Raw genomic sequence first — 18,655 nt, 5'->3', positions numbered from 1 at the left:
ATTAAGTTGTTTGTACTTGTTTTGTCGCTGATGTTGCTTGAGACTTAGATGTTTGTTTTTCTAATTTTTTCATTGGTCTAATAAATATAAAGTAACTCATAAACCATACACCTAAAATCATAGAACCAAGTGCTATCCATCCTTTCCAAGACATGATAGCAGTTTCTACTAAACCATTTCCAATTGAACATCCTCCAGCTACTGAAGCACCAAATCCCATACAAATACCACCAATAGCACTATTGCGAATGGTCTTCTTATCAGGTAATCGCCATTTAAATTCACGTGATCCTTTAGCAGCAATATAAGAACCTAAGAATATACCTAAAATCAATAATACTCCCCAATCAATTAGCTTAGTATCACCAGTAATTAAAAAGGTAATTAAGTTTGCTGAAGGTGTAGTAATGCCTAAGCCGTAATCTCTTCCAGTAGAAATACTCATTGGCCAAGCTATCAAAGCAATTAACCCTACTGCAATACCAGCTACAAATGGATGGTATCGTTTTTCAAATAAATAGTGTCTCAAGCCACTATACTTTTGTTTAAGCTTTTGAACTGCAAACTTGGGTTTTGGTTTACGTAATGTTTTAGTTACAAAAATGATAGTTATAATCGTTAATACTAACGTAAACACCCACATAGGAATACCGGTAGTCTGAGACATATTTGCATTAATGTTTGTAGGTTTATTAATCCATGTCATTACTGGAAGTAAAATACCAGTTTTAGTAATAGCGGCAGTTACAGCATATAGTACGAGCGCTACCCAACTGCCAATCAAACCTTCACCAGCTCGATACCATGTACCTGTAGCACATCCTCCTGCTAATACAATACCAATTCCAAATATAAAAGCACCAATAATTGTACCTATAATTGGAAATGTACTATCTGGTATAGATATAACATTTAATCCGGTTAAAATAAGTAGTCCAATACTTTGGACTGTAATAGCAACTAATAAGGCATAAAACATTTTATTATTTTTTTGAACGTACATATCTCTGAAGCCGCCAGCCAAACAGAAGCGTGTACGTTGCATCACAAACCCTAATAATATACCTACTATAAGACCACTAATAATCATCCATATCACTATCAATTCATCCTTTCCCGATTATTTTACTAAGGTATTATAATCAATTGTACTAAATTTGGCAACATCTTAAAATTAAACGCTTTTGATTTTTAATAATATGCTGTTTTCAATACTAAATGAAATTAATGATTGTTAAACGCAAATTAAAAAACATCCCTCTTATAGAAGGATGCAAGAATATAAATATGAAAATTTAATTAGAATAGTTTTTCATGAAGAATAGCAATGATTGCAATTCTATGCCCAAGTCAATATGATGCACTTGTACGGTATTAGGTACTTCTATTCTAGCTGGTGTGAAATTTAGTATACCCTGAATATCAGCTTCAACTAATTGATTTGCAACGTGTTGTGCCGCTTCTTCTGGTGTAGTTAATATTACAACATTGATTTTTTGAGCATTGAGTACTTTTTTTAAATCGTTCATATGATGCACAGATACATCACCAATCTCTGTTCCGACAATCTGTTCATCTATATCAAAAGCCTCAGTTATTGTCATTTCATCATGAATTGAAAAGTTATATGTCAAAAGTGCTCGACCTAAATTACCAACACCTACTAAAGCTATGTGTATATTATCACTATCACTTAGTGCTGTTTTAAAGAATTCTAATAGACTATCTATATTGTAACCGTAACCTTTTTTGCCTAATTCTCCAAAGTAGGAGAAATCTCTTCGGATAGTTGCTGATTCAATATTAAGTGCCTCACTAATAGCCTTAGAATTAACCCTATCAATGCCTTTAGACTTGAGTGTGTTAACGAATCTGTAATATAAAGGTAATCGCTTCAAAGTTGCCCGTGGAATTTTAGATTTATTATGAGCCATTTAAAATGCCCCCCTTTATGTTTGAATTTTATAATCTATGTATCCAAACTATTTTGAGTGCTATACTTTTTAAATTTAAAAATGTCGTTATGTCCTATTATGAATACTGGAATATTATACCTTAACATATTTTAAAAATAAATAACTTAGTTTCAAGAAACTAAGTAATACGGTAAAATATAGAGTAATATACAATCTAATTTCGAGTAATAAACTTATAAATAGAAAGGTGAAACCTGAATGATACTCTTGCAATTAAACGATATTTCGAAATCATTTGATGGCGAAGATATTTTTACGCGTGTGAATTTCGAAGTAAAAACAGGCGAACGAATTGGTGTCGTTGGCAGAAACGGTGCTGGTAAATCGACTTTAATGAAAATCATTGCCGGTGTTGAAGACTATGATAGCGGTCATATATCAAAGATCAAAAATTTACGTATGGGTTATTTAACACAGCAAATGACACTTAATTCATCTGCTTCAGTCTTCGAAGAAATGTCAAAACCGTTTGAACATTTAAAAAAAATGGAACTTCTAATTAGAGAAGAAACGAACTGGCTAGCTGATCATGCATCTAACTACGATTCCGAAGAATATCAACAACATATGGAACGCTATGAATCTTTAACTAATCAATTCGAACAACTTGATGGTTATCAGTATGAGAGTAAAATCAAAACTGTTCTACATGGTTTAAATTTCAATGAAGATGATTTCGATAAACCAATCAACGATTTCAGTGGTGGTCAAAAAACGCGATTATCCTTAGCCCAAATGCTATTGAATGAGCCAGATTTATTACTACTAGACGAACCTACAAACCATTTAGATTTAGAAACGACGAAGTGGTTAGAGGATTATTTAAAATATTTCAAAGGTGCCATTGTTATTATTAGTCACGATAGATATTTCCTAGATAAAATCGTCACTCAAATTTATGATGTTGCACTTGGCGATGTTAAACGTTACGTCGGAAATTATGAAAAATTTATTGAGCAACGTGATAAATATTACGAAAGCAGAATGCAAGAATATGAACGTCAGCAAGATGAAATTAAACGATTAGAAACATTTGTAGAGAAAAATATAACACGTGCTTCAACTAGTGGAATGGCAAAAAGTCGTCGAAAAACACTAGAAAAAATGGAACGTATTGACAAACCTATGTTGGATGCAAGAAGTGCTAACATTCAATTTGGCTTTAATCGTAATACAGGTAACGACGTTATGCATATTCGTAATCTGAAAATTGGTTATGACTCGCCTATAACATCTCCTATTAATATTGAAGTAAGTAAGGGGGATCATATTGCTATTATTGGCCCAAATGGCGTAGGTAAAACTACTCTAATCAAGACCATCGCTCGACGACAAAATCAATTAGAAGGTGAAATCACCTTTGGTGCCAATCTTCAAATTGGTTATTACGATCAAAAGCAAGCTGAATTTAAATCTAATAAAACAATTATCGACTATGTTTGGGATCAATATCCAACAATGAATGAAAAAGATATTCGTGCTATACTCGGACGTTTCTTATTCGTGCAAGATGATGTAAAGAAAGTCATCAATGATTTATCTGGTGGAGAAAAAGCTCGTTTGCAATTAGCACTACTAATGCTTCAAAGAGATAATGTATTAATTCTTGATGAACCAACAAACCATCTTGATATAGATTCTAAAGAGATGTTAGAACAAGCGCTAAAAGATTTTGAAGGAACTATTCTTTTTGTGTCACACGATCGTTACTTTATTAATCAATTAGCAAATAAAGTGTTCGACTTAAATAATGACGGTGGCCAAATGTATTTGGGAGATTATCAATATTACATCGAGAAAACAGAAGAAGCAGCGGCACTTGAAGCTTTTAAAAATGAACGAAATGATTTAAGTAAAGAGGATACTTCAAATCAAAATGAAGCTAATGAAAATATAAATACCTATGATTCTCAAAAGCAACAACGTCGTGAGCAACGAAAATTAGAACGTCTCATTGAGAACTGTGAAGCCAAAATTGAAACATTTGAGAATGAAATAGCACGCATTGATGAACAACTCACTCAGCCTGACGTGTTCAATAATCCTGACAAAGCCTCATCATTAGCGAATCAGAAACTTGAAACCGAACAGAAGTTAGAACAGGTTATGTTGGAATGGGAAAATTTACAAGAAAATATCTAAAAACTCATCATTTTACTATTAGCTAGAAAGTATTATTGAACTTTCTAGCTAATTTTTTTATACAAATTTCAACAAAAGTTATAAACAGCTAAAATACGATACTATCAACTATCCACATAGTTATCCTACTTATCCACAACTTATTTTAAATTCTTTTACAAACTTTTTACACAAAATTAAATTCATATCCACATTGTTAAGAACGGTTTATCCACAACTTATACACTTAATGTTGATAAGTACAAACGTTCCCTATTGACCTTTTGAATTATTTTTCTCTCAATAAAAAACCTCTTATTAACAGTGGATCTTAATCCTTACGTTAAAAGAGGTTCCTTATGATTATTGAAATAATTAATTCGATTAAATAAATAATATAAATTTAAACGTCTATAGAAGCTTCTTCTATATCCATATTATTTTCGCCATTCAAATCTAACTTAGCTGTAATTCCTGACTGATAATAGTAATATGCTGCAGCACCAATCATTGCTGCATTATCAGTACATAATTTAGGACTTGGAATGGATAAATGAATATGATTATCTTCACATAATTGTTGTAAACGATGTCGCAGTCCTTTATTACTAGCAACACCTCCAGCAACAATAAGTCTGTTAACTTTATAGGCTTTACATGCATTAATCGCTTTAGTACTTAACACGTCTACAACACTATTTTGAAAACTAGTTGCTACATCTTCTTTTACAACTTCTTCATTCTTTTGTCGCAAATTATGCAGTTTATTTATAACAGAACTTTTCAATCCACTAAAACTAAAATCATAACTTTCCTTTTCTAACCACACTCTAGGAAAATCATAAGTATCTTTACCATATTGAGCTAATTTATCAATTTGTGGCCCTCCTGGGTATGGTAAATCAATTGTTCGAGCGACTTTATCATACGCCTCTCCCACTGCATCATCTCTTGTCTCACCAATAACTTCGAAATGCATATGAGATTTCATATATACTAATTCAGTATGGCCCCCTGACACAATTAGCGCAATTAATGGAAATGTTAATGGTTCTTCTAAATGATTAGCATAAATGTGACCAGCAATATGGTGCACAGGAATAAGTGGCTTGTCATATGCAAAAGCTAGTGCTTTCGCTGCATTAATACCGATAAGTAATGCACCAATTAATCCTGGTCCTTGAGTCACTGCTATTGCATCAATGTCATTCATTGATATATTTGCAGTTGTTAATGCTTCATCAATCGTTGTCGTAATCCCTTCAACGTGATGTCGACTTGCAACTTCAGGTACAACACCACCGAAACGCTTATGACTCTCAATTTGACTTAATACAATATTAGATAAAATTGAATTTCCATTTTTAATGACACTTACACTTGTTTCATCACAACTCGTTTCTATTGCTAATATTAATGTTTCTTTATTCATTTAAGTTCACCCACATTACCATTGCATCCTCGCCTTCTCCATAATAATTTTTACGTTTACCTCCATATTGAAACCCCAAATTAGTATAAACATGTTGCGCAATTACATTATCTACCCTAACTTCCAAACTCATCACTTCACATGAATGACTTGCATAATCCATGACATATTTTAATAATAATTGTCCCAGTCCATAACCTCTATAGTCTTTACGAATTGCTATCGTTGTAATTTGAGCTTGATCAATAACCATCCATAGTCCTATATATCCGATAATTTCATTTTCAAAAACAATCACAAAATATTTAGCAAAGTTATTTTCATTCAATTCATGATAAAATGCATCAATTGTCCACGAACTATCATTGAAACTATCTCGTTCTATATCGAATACTCTGGGGACATCATCTACTTGCATTGCTCTAATTGTTAATTCTGTTTCTGTTGGTTTAGCCAATTTCTTTCAGCCTCTGATAATTTAATATAATTAGGAACAAATGTATGAACCGGTTCACTTTTAGTTATGAGTTGTTTCATAGTTGGAGCATGAGGTAAATTATTTTTTATTTCTCCACCTAGGTGTTCGGATAACTTATCAGCATCTCTACCAACATAAAGAAATGGTTGGTTCATTTCAGTTAATTGCTTTTTTAATTCTTCAATAGGTAAATATTGATCTTCTAAAATAGTTGTTAAATTTCCATCAACGTTTTGATAAACACCAGTGTATACCGCTTCACGACGCGCATCAATGATTGGAACTAATAATTTTTGTTCATCATTCTCCACTGTTGCAGCTAATGCTGCTAAAGATGATACACCATATAATTTAGTATTTAATGCATAGGCCAACGTTTTAGCGGTGGTTACGCCAATTCTAACTCCAGTATAGGAACCTGGACCCTTAGCAACAACAATCCCATCAATAGCATTTTTTTCAATTTTTGTTTCTTCAAATAAGTACTGAATACCAGGCATAAGTTGACTCGAATGATCTTTTTTATCTTCTGACGTAGTTTCTGCCAAGACGATATCATCTTGCATGATTGCGATTGACATCGGTTGATTAGATGTATCAATCATTAATAAATTCACTTTCAACTTCCTCCTTTACTTTTAAATAATGGGTTCCTTGGGCTTCTAATTTTATAGTTCTTTTTGTTTCACTTAAAGTTTCTATATTGATTATTAAATGTTCCTTAGGTAATAAATCTTGAATAAATTGACTCCATTCAATTATGGTAATGCCTTCATCTTGAAAATATTCATCAAATCCTAGATCTTCATCTGAATCTTCCAAACGATAACAGTCCATATGATGTAATTTTAAATTACTCCCTTTATATGATTTTATAATGTTAAAGGTAGGAGAATTAATATTACGCTTAACTCCTAAATGTTTACCTATGAATTGTGTTAGTGTAGTTTTACCTGCCCCTAGGTCGCCATTTAAAAGGATTAAATCACTAGGCTCTAAGTGTCGAACTAACACGTCTGCAAAATGATTTAATTCATCCAAATTATTAATACTTATCATTAGTCCCACTCTTTCAAATTTTTTTAAATCAAATGATTATTCATGACCATTTCAGAACTTATGGTAACTTATTTTATTCTCTCAAACTAAATTAAGTCATAAAAATTTTAACTTACTAATTATAACAAATTCCTTAAACAATTTCCCTATACTCAACACAAGAATGATGAGATGAAGTTGTTAGAAAATTCTTAAAAAGGCTATTGACTTAATAAAAATGATATAGTAAATTAAGTTTATCGAATTTTTAAACAATTCTAACTATTCTAATATAACCATTCAAGAAAGGAGTATATTAAAATGACAAATCAAACATATAACCCGACTGACAATTTAATTATTTTATTATACTCGCAAGGACTGGAACTTTAGTAATTATCTGTTACTAAATGTTTAAGTCCTATTTCTCATTGAATGGGACTTATAGACGTCCCAATCATAAATTGGGGCGTCTTTTAATGTTTTAAACTTATTGTGTTTTATGGGGGAATTATTTATGAGAAGTGACATGATAAAAAAAGGTGATCATCAAGCACCTGCTCGAAGTCTTTTACACGCCACGGGCGCACTTAAAAATCATACAGATATGAACAAACCTTTTGTAGCAATATGTAACTCTTATATCGATATTGTACCTGGACATGTGCATTTAAGAGAATTGGCTGACATTGCTAAAGAAGCTATTCGTGAGGCAGGCGCTATACCTTTCGAGTTTAATACCATTGGTGTTGATGATGGTATAGCTATGGGACACATTGGAATGCGTTACTCACTACCCTCTCGAGAAATCATTGCTGATGCTGCAGAGACCGTCATTAATGCGCACTGGTTCGATGGCGTATTTTACATTCCTAATTGCGACAAAATAACACCCGGTATGTTATTAGCTGCCGTTAGAACCAATGTACCAGCTATATTCTGTTCTGGTGGGCCTATGAAAGCTGGTTTATCAGCGCAAGGTAAAGCTTTGACATTATCATCAATGTTTGAAGCGGTAGGCGCATTTAAAGAAGGTAAACTCTCCAAAGAAGCATTTTTAGATATGGAACAAAACGCCTGCCCTACTTGTGGTTCTTGCGCCGGAATGTTTACTGCAAACTCAATGAATTGTTTAATGGAAGTCTTAGGCTTAGCACTACCATATAACGGTACAGCTTTAGCAGTAAGCGAACAAAGAAGAGAAATGATTCGTGAAGCTGCATTTAAATTAGTAGATAATATCAAAAAAGATATCAAACCACTTGATATCGTAACTCGAGAAGCTATCGATGATGCATTTGCACTTGATATGGCGATGGGTGGTTCAACTAACACGGTATTACATACGCTAGCCATTGCAAACGAAGCTGGTATTGATTACGATTTGGAACGTATCAATGAAATCGCTAAAAAGACGCCTTATTTATCTAAGATTGCGCCAAGTTCTTCATATTCTATGCATGATGTCCACGAAGCAGGTGGTTGTCCAGCTATCATCAATGAATTGATGAAAAAAGAAGGAACATTACATCCAGATAGACTCACAGTTACTGGAAAAACACTTCGTGAAAATAATGAAGGTAAAGAAATTAAGAATTTTGATGTCATTCATTCACTAGATGATCCTTATGATAAGCAAGGTGGTCTCTCAATATTATTTGGAAATATAGCGCCTAAAGGGGCTGTCATTAAAGTTGGTGGCGTTGATCCTTCTATTAAGACATTTACCGGTAAAGCAATTTGTTTCAATTCACACGATGAAGCTGTTGAAGCAATTGATAATAAAATCGTACGCGAAGGTCACGTTGTTGTTATTCGATATGAAGGTCCTAAAGGTGGACCAGGGATGCCTGAAATGTTAGCCCCTACTTCTTCAATTGTAGGTAGAGGTTTAGGTAAGGATGTCGCATTAATAACTGATGGTAGATTCTCTGGTGCAACGAGAGGTATCGCTGTCGGCCACATTTCACCGGAAGCAGCTTCAGGTGGACCTATTGGACTCATTAAAGACGGCGATGAAGTTACTATTGATTTAATCAATCGAACTTTAGATGTTAATCAAACTGAAGAAGAACTTAATCATCGTAAAGAAGCATTACAACCTTTTAAGGCAAAAGTGAAATCAGGTTATCTGGCAAGATATACTGCTTTGGTCACTAGTGCGAATACTGGTGGTATTATGCAAGTTCCCGAAAATCTAATCTAACTAGAGGAGTTGTTCAACATGACAAGTAAAAAGGAAAGTAGCGTAGTAAGTCCTGATGCTATGGACTATTCAAAACAAACTAGTCTAAAAGAAGATAGTGATTTAGACACAAATAATAATTTCAGATCCGGTTCAGAACTTTTAGTAGAGGCATTATTACATGAAGATGTTGATTTCATATTCGGTTATCCTGGTGGTGCAGTTTTACCATTATACGACACTTTCTATGATGGTAAAATCAAACACATCTTAGCAAGACATGAACAAGGTGCTACTCACGCTGCAGAAGGTTATGCAAGAGTATCTGGCAAAACTGGTGTAGTGGTTGTAACAAGTGGTCCTGGCGCTACAAATGCGATTACCGGTATAACAGATGCGTACTGTGATTCCCTTCCCTTAGTTGTATTCACTGGACAAGTAGCAACACCAGGAATTGGTAAAGACGCTTTTCAAGAAGCAGATTTACTTTCTATGACTACACCAATTACAAAAGCTAATTTCCAAGTTAAAAATGTAAATGATATTCCAAGAATTATTCATGAAGCATTTTACTTAGCAAATTCTGGAAGCAAAGGCCCTGTAGTTATAGATTTTCCTAAAGATATGGGTGTGCTTAAAACATCTGCACCACTTGTAGATGAGGTGGACTTACCGGCATATAAAGTCATTGAAAATCCCAAAGATAAAGATATTAGTCAATTAATTCAATATTTAGAGAATGCAAAACAACCACTTATCTTAGCAGGCGCTGGCATCAATCATTCACAATCTAATGAATTATTAACTCAATTTGTAACCAAACATCAAATTCCAGTAGCTACTACACTTTTAGGTCTGGGAGCTATTCCTTATGACAATCCACTATTTCTAGGTATGGGTGGTATGCATGGCTCCTATGCAAGTAATATGGCTTTAACTGAATGTGATTTATTAATTAATTTAGGTAGTCGGTTTGATGATAGATTAGCAAGTAATCCTAATGAATTTGCTCCTCATGCAACCGTAGTTCATGTGGATATTGATGAATCAGAGATTAACAAGGTGATTTCGACTGACCTAGGAATAGTTGCTGACTGCAAAAAAGTACTCGAAGCTTTATCTCAAAGATTTACAAATAAAACTTCCCATGAACACTGGGTTAACCATTGTATTGAGAATAAGCACAAACATCCTTTTAAATATAAAAAAGCTGATGACACATTTTGCAAACCTCAAGAAGCTATTGAATACATCGGAAAAATAACAAACGGTGAAGCTATAGTTACTACTGATGTTGGTCAACATCAAATGTGGGCAGCTCAATTTTATCCATTTAAACATCATGGTCAATGGGTTACTAGCGGTGGTTTAGGTACTATGGGCTTTGGTATTCCATCAGCTATCGGTGCTCAATTAGCTGAACCTGATAAAACAGTTATTTGCTTTGTTGGTGATGGTGGTTTTCAAATGACAAATCAGGAAATAGCGTTACTGCCTGAATACGGACTCAATGTAAAAATCGTTCTAATCAATAATGGCACATTAGGTATGGTTAAACAGTGGCAAGATAAATTCTTTAACCACCGATTCTCTCATTCAGTATTTAATGATCAACCTGATTTCATGAAGATGGCAGAAGCATATGGTGTTAAAGGTTTCTTAGTTGATCATCCAAATAAACTAACTAAAACACTTGATTCAGCATTTAGTTATAGTGGACCTGCGCTAATCGAAGTGAGAATCTCACCTACTGAACCAGTTAATCCTATGATTCCAAGTGGCAAAGCGAATCATGAAATGGAGGGGTTAGAATGAAACGAATTTTACATTTAAAAGTAACCGATCAAGTGAGCACATTAAACAGAATTACAAGTGCATTCGTTAGACTACAATATAATATTAATGAATTAACAGTTAAACCATCTAAAGAAAAAGGTATCTCTGATATGCAAATTACTGCAGATATTGAAGATGAAGCTATATTTAAAATTTTAATTGCGAAGTTAAAAAAACAAGTCAGTGTACTCGAAGTTCAAGATATTAGTCAGAACTGAGATAAGCTGTACATTGATGCGCTAGTATAATTAAATAAATAACCACTAACATCACATAATTTAGATAATTTCTTTATCTAAAATTTTAAGAATATTCTAAATATTAAGTTATTTAAATTTTTGGAGGAATGTATTATGACTAAAGTTTATTACGATCAATCAGTTGAGAAAGATGCATTACAAGGTAAAAAAATTGCAATTATCGGTTACGGTTCACAAGGACACGCGCATGCACAAAACCTTAAAGACAATGGTTATGACGTTATTGTTGGTATTCGACCTGGTCATTCTTTTGATAAAGCTAAAGAAGATGGCTTCGATGTTTATCCAGTTGCAGAAGCTGTTAAGCAAGCAGATGTCATCATGGTGTTATTGCCAGATGAAATCCAAGGAAATGTCTATAAAAATGAAATTGAACCTAACTTAGAGGCTGGAAATGCCCTAGCATTTGCACATGGTTTTAATATCCACTTTGAAGTTATCAAACCACTTAAAGATGTGGATGTCTTCTTAGTAGCTCCTAAAGGACCTGGTCATTTAGTAAGACGTACCTTTGTTGAAGGAACTGCTGTACCAGCATTATTTGGAGTACAACAAGATGCTACTGGTCAAGCACGCGATATTTCATTAAGTTATGCGAAAGGTATTGGAGCTACGCGTGCAGGTGTAATTGAAACAACATTTAAAGAAGAAACTGAAACAGATTTATTCGGTGAGCAAGCAGTACTTTGTGGTGGTATTCATAAATTAATCCAAAGTGGCTTTGAAACTTTAGTTGAAGCGGGCTATCAAAAAGAATTAGCATATTTCGAAGTATTACATGAAATGAAGTTAATTGTTGATTTAATGTATGAAGGCGGTATGGAGAACGTTCGTTACTCAATTTCTAACACAGCAGAGTATGGTGACTATGTTTCAGGACCTAGAGTCATCACTCCTGATGTTAAAGACAATATGAAAGCAGTATTAAAAGATATTCAAAATGGTAATTTTGCAAATAGCTTTGTTAAAGACAATGAAAATGGCTTTAAAGAATTCTATAAATTACGTGAACAACAACACGGTCATGAAATTGAAGCAGTTGGTCGTGAATTAAGAAAAATGATGCCATTTATTAAATCTAAAAGTATTCAAAAATAAAAGCTAAGGGGTTGTTAAAGATGGAAAGCCATATTCAAATTTTTGATACAACATTAAGAGACGGTGAACAAACACCTGGAGTTAACTTCTCATTTGATGAGCGATTAAAGATTGCCAAACAGTTAGAAACATGGGGTGTGGATATACTTGAAGCAGGTTTTCCCGCTTCAAGTGCTGGTAGCTTTAAGTCTGTTCAAGCTATTTCAAATACTTTAACTAAAACGGCTGTATGTGGATTAGCACGATGTAAAAAATCAGATATCGATGCTGTTTATGAAGCTACAAAAGATGCTGTAAAACCAGTTATTCACGTTTTTATAGCAACTTCACCTATTCACTTAACTCATAAACTCAAAATGACTCAACAACAGGTTTTGGAATCAATTAAAGAGCACGTCAGTTATGCCAAACAATACTTTGATGTCGTTCAATTTTCACCTGAGGATGCCACAAGAACTGATACAGATTTCTTAATAAAATGTGTACAGATGGCAGTAGACTGTGGTGCTACAATCATTAACATCCCAGATACAGTCGGTTATAGTTATCCAAATGAATATGGTCGAATTTTTAAAACCTTGATTGAGAACATTAACTCTAAACAAGACATTACTTATAGTGCACATTGTCATGATGATTTAGGAATGGCAGTTGCTAATAGTCTGGCTGCTATTGAAAATGGTGCTAAACGAATCGAAGGAACAGTAAATGGCATCGGTGAACGAGCAGGTAATACTGCTATAGAAGAATTAGCTTTAGCACTGTTTGTCCGTAAAGATCACTATGGCAATGAAACACGATTGAAACTATCAGAAACAAAAAATACTTCAGATATTATATCTCGTTATGCTGGAATACGCGTTCCTAGAAATAAAGCCATTGTTGGTCAAAATGCTTTTAGTCATGAGTCTGGCATTCACCAAGATGGTGTTTTGAAAAATCCAGAAACTTATGAAATCATGACGCCACAACTTGTTGGTATAAGTAAAAATGATTTACCTCTAGGTAAGCTATCAGGTAAACACGCTTTTGCTGAAAAATTAAAATCTTTAGGATACGATATTGAACCACAAAATCAGGCTGAATTATTTAAACAATTCAAAGCCATTGCTGATAAAAAGAAAAGTGTAACTGATCGAGATATACATGCGATTATCCAAGGTACTGAACATGAGCAAAATGCAATTTATCAAGTTGATACACTTCAATTGCAGTTTGTTTCCAATGGTTTACAAAGTGCTGTTGTCGTTATAAAAGATAAAAATGGTAATATTTATCAAGATTCAAGTATAGGAACTGGGTCAATTGTGGCTATATATAATGCAGTTGATCGCATTTTTAAACATAAAAGTGAACTCATTGATTACCGTATTGATTCTGTCACTGAAGGTACCGACGCTCAAGCAGAAGTACATGTTTCATTAACTATTGAAGGTCAACCTGTTAATGGTATTGGTATTGATCATGATGTGTTATATGCCTCTTGCAAAGCATATGTAGAAGCACATGCTAAATACGCTAGTGAAATTAACAAAAAGGAAGGTAATCACTAATGACTTATAATATTGTAGCTTTGCCTGGTGATGGAATAGGACCAGAAATCTTAAGTGGTACGCTAGAATTATTAGAACTAATCAGTAAAAAATATAAATTTGATTATCAATTAACGTCATATGATTTTGGAGGTGCAGCCATAGATTCGCATGGTGTTCCCCTTCCTGATGATACTTTAAATGCTTGTAAAAATGCTGACGCAATTTTATTGGGTGCTGTAGGTGGTCCTCAATGGACTGATTCTAATAATAGACCTGAGCAAGGATTATTAGCATTACGTAAATCTCTAGGTTTGTTCGCCAATATACGACCTACTAAAGTTACTGAGGGTACAAGTCATTTTTCTCCAATTAGAGAATCACGTGTCAAAGGAACGGATTTTATCATAGTGAGAGAATTAACTAGTGGCTTATATTTTGGTGAACCACGACATATTGATAATCAGAGTGCACTAGACTCACTAACTTATACTAAAAAGGAAATTGAACGTATTGCAAGGATAGCTTTTGAATTAGCATCTCAAAGAAAGAAAAAATTAACGTCAGTTGATAAAGAAAATGTGTTAGCTACAAGTAAACTTTGGCGTCAAACTATTAATGAAATTAGTCATGAATTTCCTGATGTTAAAGTGAATCATTTACTAGTTGATGCTTGTAGCATGCAGTTAATTTCCCAACCTACTAATTTTGATGTCATTGTTACTGAAAATCTATTTGGAGATATTTTAAGTGATGAAGCTTCTACCATTCCAGGTTCATTAGGTTTATCACCTTCTGCAAGTTTTAGTTTAGAAGGACCAAGACTTTATGAACCTATACATGGTTCAGCACCCGACATTGCAAATCAAAATCTAGCTAACCCATTTGGTATGATACTCTCGTTAGCAATGTGTTTACGTGAAAGTTTTAACTTTGATGATGCGGCGTCTGAACTAGAACAGGCTGTATATCAACTTATTAAAGATGGTAAAACAACTAAAGATTTAAATGGGCACTATACTACATCAGATATATTCAATGAATTAAAAAAGAATTATTAATAAGGGGGAATGCTTTTATGGGACAAACGTTATTCGATAAAGTTTGGAATAAACATGTTTTAACCGGGAATGAAGGTGAACCTCAATTATTATATATTGATTTACACTTAATTCATGAAGTGACTTCCCCACAAGCTTTCGAAGGTTTAAGACTTCAAAATAGAAAATTGAGACGCCCTGATTTAACATTTGCAACTTTAGATCATAATGTTCCTACAATAGATATTTTTAATATTAAAGATGAAATTGCGAACAAACAAATTACTACACTTCAAAAGAATGCAAAGGAATTTGGTGTTCAATTATTTGATATGGGTTCTGATGAACAAGGTATTGTTCACATGGTAGGTCCAGAAACAGGTCTCACTCAACCTGGAAAAACAATCGTTTGTGGTGATTCACATACCGCCACGCATGGGGCCTTTGGTGCAATCGCATTTGGTATAGGGACAAGTGAAGTTGAACATGTATTTGCTACTCAAACACTTTGGCAAACTAAACCTAAAAATTTAAAGATAGACGTTACAGGTCAATTACCAAAAGGCGTCTATGCGAAAGATATTATCTTGTATCTTATTAGTCAATATGGTGTTGATTTTGGTACTGGGTATGCTATTGAATTTACAGGTGAAACGATTAAATCTCTGTCTATGGAAGCTAGAATGACTATCTGCAACATGGCCATTGAAGCTGGTGCTAAATATGGATTGATGCAACCAGATGAAACGACATTTGCTTATGTCAAAGGCAGAAAATATGCTCGAAATTTTGACCGTTCTATCAATGATTGGCGTCAATTATATACTGATGCCGATGCTAAATTTGATAAAGTTATCAAACTTGATGTTACAAATTTAGAACCTCAAGTTACATGGGGAACAAATCCTGAAATGGGTGTTAGTTTTAATACACCTTTTCCAAAAATTAAAAATATTAATGATGAACGCGCTTATCAATATATGGGCTTAAAACCAGGCCAAAAAGCTGAAGATATTGATTTAGGTTATGTGTTCTTAGGTTCTTGTACCAATGCAAGATTATCAGACTTAGTAGAAGCTAGTCGAATCGTTAAGGGTAAACAAGTCCATCCAAAAATCACTGCAATCGTTGTACCTGGCTCTCGCTCAGTTAAAAAAGAAGCTGAAGCATTGGGTTTGGACAAAATATTTAAAGATGCAGGATTTCAATGGAGAGAACCAGGTTGTTCAATGTGTTTAGGTATGAATCCTGATCAAGTACCTGAAGGCATACATTGTGCCTCTACGAGCAATCGTAACTTTGAAGGAAGACAAGGTAAAGGCGCTAGAACGCATCTAGTGTCCCCTGCTATGGCTGCTGCAGCGGCTATTGAAGGTAGATTCGTAGATGTTAGAAAGGTGGTTGTTTAGTAATGGATATCCAACCTATTACAACCTATACAGGAAAAGTTGTACCATTGTTTAATGACAATATTGATACTGACCAAATTATTCCCAAAGTACATCTTAAACGAATAACTAAAAGTGGTTTCGGTCCATTTGCATTTGACGAATGGAGATACCTTCCTGATGGTACAAATAATCCAGATTTTAATCCGAATAAACCTGAATACTCTGGTGCTACTATTTTGATCACTGGTGACAATTTTGGTTGTGGTTCAAGTCGTGAACATGCTGCATGGGCTTTAAAAGATTATGGATTCAATATTATTATAGCTGGTAGCTTTAGTGACATATTCTTTATGAATTGTACAAAAAATGGCATGTTACCTATTACTTTAGGTGAAAACGAAAGAAAATATTTAGCTTCTCAAAAAGAAATTACCATTGATTTACCAAATCAAACTGTTTCAGCTAATGATAAATCATTTAACTTTCAAATTGATGAAACATGGAAACATAAATTAGTTAATGGTTTAGATGATATAGCCATAACATTAGAATATGAAGATTTAATAGAACAATATGAAAATAAGAATAAAGGTTGAGATAAAATGACTGTGAAGACAACTTTAAATGCTAAAGATGTAGAAAATGCATACTTAAGAATAAAAGATGTTGTTAAAGAGACACCTTTACAATTCGATCTCTATCTTTCTCAAAAATATGACTGTAATGTGTATTTAAAAAGAGAAGACTTACAATGGGTTCGCTCTTTCAAACTTAGAGGTGCATATAATGCAATTTCTGTTCTAACAAGTGAAGCTAAAGAAAAAGGTATTACATGCGCAAGTGCTGGAAATCATGCTCAAGGTGTTGCTTATACTGCTAAAGCATTAAATTTAAAAGCTGTGATTTTCATGCCTGTTACCACACCTCTTCAAAAGGTTAATCAAGTTAAATTTTTTGGTTCTAAAAACGTTAAAATCATATTAACTGGAGATACTTTTGATGATTGCTTAAAAGAAGCTTTAATTTATACTGAACAAAATCACATGACTTTTATCGACCCTTTTAATAATGTAGATACAATAGCTGGACAAGGAACATTAGCAAAAGAAATTTTGAATCAATCAAGTAATGATTCAATTACGTTCGATTATCTATTTGCTGCTATTGGTGGTGGAGGTTTGATTTCAGGTATTAGTACTTATATGAATCAATATAGTCCACAAACTAAAATTATTGGTGTCGAACCCTCTGGCGCTAGTAGCATGTACGAATCAGTTGTTGTCCAAAACAAAATAGTGACACTTGATCATATTGACAAATTTGTAGATGGTGCTTCTGTGGCACGAGTTGGTGATATCACTTATGATATAGCTAAGAAATTTGTAGACGATTATATTCAAGTAGATGAAGGTGCTGTTTGTTCAACTATTTTAGATATGTACTCTAAACAAGCTATTGTTGCTGAACCAGCAGGTGCATTAAGTGTTTCAGCATTAGAGCACTATAAGGAAAAAATTAAAGGTAAGACAGTAGTTTGTGTAGTTAGTGGTGGTAATAACGATATTAATCGAATGAAAGAAATTGAAGAACGTTCATTACTTTACGAGGAGATGAAACATTACTTTATTCTTAACTTTCCTCAACGTCCTGGTGCATTAAAGGAATTTGTTAACGATGTATTAGGACCTCAGGATGATATTACTAAGTTTGAATATTTAAAGAAAACTTCTCAAAACACTGGTACTGTCATTATCGGTATTCAACTTAAGAATCATGATGACCTTAACCAACTAAAAATTAATGTTCATGATTTTGATCCATCAAATATTTATATTAATGAGAATAAAATGTTATACTCACTTTTAATTTGAATATTAAACACTCCCATTCCTTGATATGGGAGTGTTTTTCATTAATTTTCTTGGTAACATCCTACTCTAGCGGAACGTAAATCTGCTACCACCGGCGCTAAGAAACTTACTTTACTTCGATTCAAGCGCTCGCATCCTTCCTCATTTTCTTAAATTACTTGCTCTTTTAGCTCAACTAAACTCGCTTCTCAATTTTCTCAATTCATCGGCTTCAAACGCTTTCTCCTCGTAAAGCTATTACACTTTCATTTGTTGATATCTTATTAAACCTTCGGTTTTATTTTATGCATAAAAAAAGAGACCTTTCGGTCTCATTAATTTGCCTGGCAACGTCCTACTCTAGCGGAACGTAAATCCAACTACCATCGGCGCTAAGGAGCTTAACTTCTGTGTTCGG

General features: G+C 33.8%; 16 protein-coding genes. 10 read left to right on the top strand and 6 right to left on the bottom strand.

The annotated features are described in order from the left end of the window. Position 1 precedes the first annotated feature (1 nt). On the bottom strand, positions 2-1,099 hold the full coding sequence (locus tag SBL15_RS10095) for a YeeE/YedE family protein (RefSeq protein ID WP_317955899.1): 1,098 nt from the start codon (positions 1,097-1,099) through the stop codon (positions 2-4). 196 nt (positions 1,100-1,295) lie between these two features. Further along, the gene (locus SBL15_RS10090; protein ID WP_317955898.1) at positions 1,296-1,934 is read right to left on the bottom strand and encodes a redox-sensing transcriptional repressor Rex; all 639 of its coding nucleotides are present in this window, start codon (positions 1,932-1,934) and stop codon (positions 1,296-1,298) included. 240 nt (positions 1,935-2,174) lie between these two features. Here SBL15_RS10090 and SBL15_RS10085 point away from each other — a divergent pair, with 240 nt between their 5' ends. Next, positions 2,175-4,118 carry an ABC-F family ATP-binding cassette domain-containing protein gene (locus SBL15_RS10085; RefSeq protein WP_107611702.1) on the top strand — a complete coding sequence of 648 codons (1,944 nt, stop codon included), beginning with the start codon at positions 2,175-2,177 and terminating at the stop codon, positions 4,116-4,118. A 382-nt stretch (positions 4,119-4,500) separates the two neighbouring features. Here SBL15_RS10085 and tsaD read toward each other — a convergent pair whose 3' ends face one another. From tsaD to tsaE, 4 genes are read right to left on the bottom strand one after another with little or no spacing between them, the layout of a single operon-like run. After that, positions 4,501-5,529, bottom strand: coding sequence for a tRNA (adenosine(37)-N6)-threonylcarbamoyltransferase complex transferase subunit TsaD (gene tsaD / locus SBL15_RS10080; RefSeq protein ID WP_107611703.1), 1,029 nt, complete (start codon positions 5,527-5,529; stop codon positions 4,501-4,503). Continuing rightward, positions 5,522-5,986, bottom strand: coding sequence for a ribosomal protein S18-alanine N-acetyltransferase (gene rimI / locus SBL15_RS10075; RefSeq protein ID WP_107613510.1), 465 nt, complete (start codon positions 5,984-5,986; stop codon positions 5,522-5,524). The genes tsaD and rimI overlap by 8 nt, the downstream gene beginning before the upstream one ends. Next, positions 5,959-6,624 (bottom strand): tRNA (adenosine(37)-N6)-threonylcarbamoyltransferase complex dimerization subunit type 1 TsaB, encoded by a 666-nt coding sequence (gene tsaB, locus SBL15_RS10070; protein WP_317955896.1) that lies wholly within the window; start codon positions 6,622-6,624, stop codon positions 5,959-5,961. The genes rimI and tsaB overlap by 28 nt, the downstream gene beginning before the upstream one ends. Then, positions 6,605-7,066 (bottom strand): tRNA (adenosine(37)-N6)-threonylcarbamoyltransferase complex ATPase subunit type 1 TsaE, encoded by a 462-nt coding sequence (tsaE, locus tag SBL15_RS10065; protein ID WP_053017493.1) that lies wholly within the window; start codon positions 7,064-7,066, stop codon positions 6,605-6,607. The genes tsaB and tsaE overlap by 20 nt, the downstream gene beginning before the upstream one ends. Before the next feature lie 496 nt (positions 7,067-7,562). Here tsaE and ilvD point away from each other — a divergent pair, with 496 nt between their 5' ends. The 9 genes from ilvD (at position 7,563) to ilvA (ending at position 18,258) form a co-directional block, all read left to right on the top strand. Next, entirely contained in the window at positions 7,563-9,251 is a 1,689-nt protein-coding gene (ilvD, locus tag SBL15_RS10060; RefSeq protein WP_107611706.1) for a dihydroxy-acid dehydratase, read from the top strand. A 60-nt stretch (positions 9,252-9,311) separates the two neighbouring features. Further along, positions 9,312-11,045 carry a biosynthetic-type acetolactate synthase large subunit gene (gene ilvB / locus SBL15_RS10055; RefSeq protein WP_317955932.1) on the top strand — a complete coding sequence of 578 codons (1,734 nt, stop codon included), beginning with the start codon at positions 9,312-9,314 and terminating at the stop codon, positions 11,043-11,045. After that, positions 11,042-11,284: an ACT domain-containing protein gene (locus SBL15_RS10050; protein WP_037538958.1), complete on the top strand. Its 243-nt coding sequence runs from the start codon at positions 11,042-11,044 to the stop codon at positions 11,282-11,284. Before ilvB ends, SBL15_RS10050 begins: the two co-directional genes overlap by 4 nt. Positions 11,285-11,419: 135 nt before the next feature. Then, positions 11,420-12,424 (top strand): ketol-acid reductoisomerase, encoded by a 1,005-nt coding sequence (gene ilvC / locus SBL15_RS10045; protein ID WP_119472236.1) that lies wholly within the window; start codon positions 11,420-11,422, stop codon positions 12,422-12,424. Between the two features lie 20 nt (positions 12,425-12,444). Next, entirely contained in the window at positions 12,445-13,977 is a 1,533-nt protein-coding gene (locus SBL15_RS10040) for a 2-isopropylmalate synthase (RefSeq protein WP_053018823.1), read from the top strand. Then, positions 13,977-15,017: a 3-isopropylmalate dehydrogenase gene (gene leuB / locus SBL15_RS10035; protein ID WP_107611709.1), complete on the top strand. Its 1,041-nt coding sequence runs from the start codon at positions 13,977-13,979 to the stop codon at positions 15,015-15,017. Before SBL15_RS10040 ends, leuB begins: the two co-directional genes overlap by 1 nt. Before the next feature lie 17 nt (positions 15,018-15,034). Continuing rightward, complete coding sequence (gene leuC / locus SBL15_RS10030) at positions 15,035-16,405, top strand: 3-isopropylmalate dehydratase large subunit (protein WP_037538950.1); 1,371 nt, start codon at positions 15,035-15,037, stop codon at positions 16,403-16,405. 2 nt (positions 16,406-16,407) lie between these two features. Next, positions 16,408-16,983 (top strand): 3-isopropylmalate dehydratase small subunit, encoded by a 576-nt coding sequence (gene leuD, locus SBL15_RS10025; RefSeq protein ID WP_053017507.1) that lies wholly within the window; start codon positions 16,408-16,410, stop codon positions 16,981-16,983. A gap of 6 nt (positions 16,984-16,989) precedes the next feature. Then, on the top strand, positions 16,990-18,258 hold the full coding sequence (ilvA, locus tag SBL15_RS10020) for a threonine ammonia-lyase IlvA (RefSeq protein WP_053017509.1): 1,269 nt from the start codon (positions 16,990-16,992) through the stop codon (positions 18,256-18,258). The last annotated feature ends 397 nt before the right edge of the window (positions 18,259-18,655 follow it).

It is taken from the genome of Staphylococcus sp. NWU MKU2, assembly GCF_033283605.1.
Taxonomy (GTDB): Bacteria; Bacillota; Bacilli; order Staphylococcales; family Staphylococcaceae; genus Staphylococcus; species Staphylococcus haemolyticus.
The sequence above is the reverse complement of the archived record's forward strand: the minus strand, read 5'-3'. Positions and strand labels throughout refer to the sequence as shown.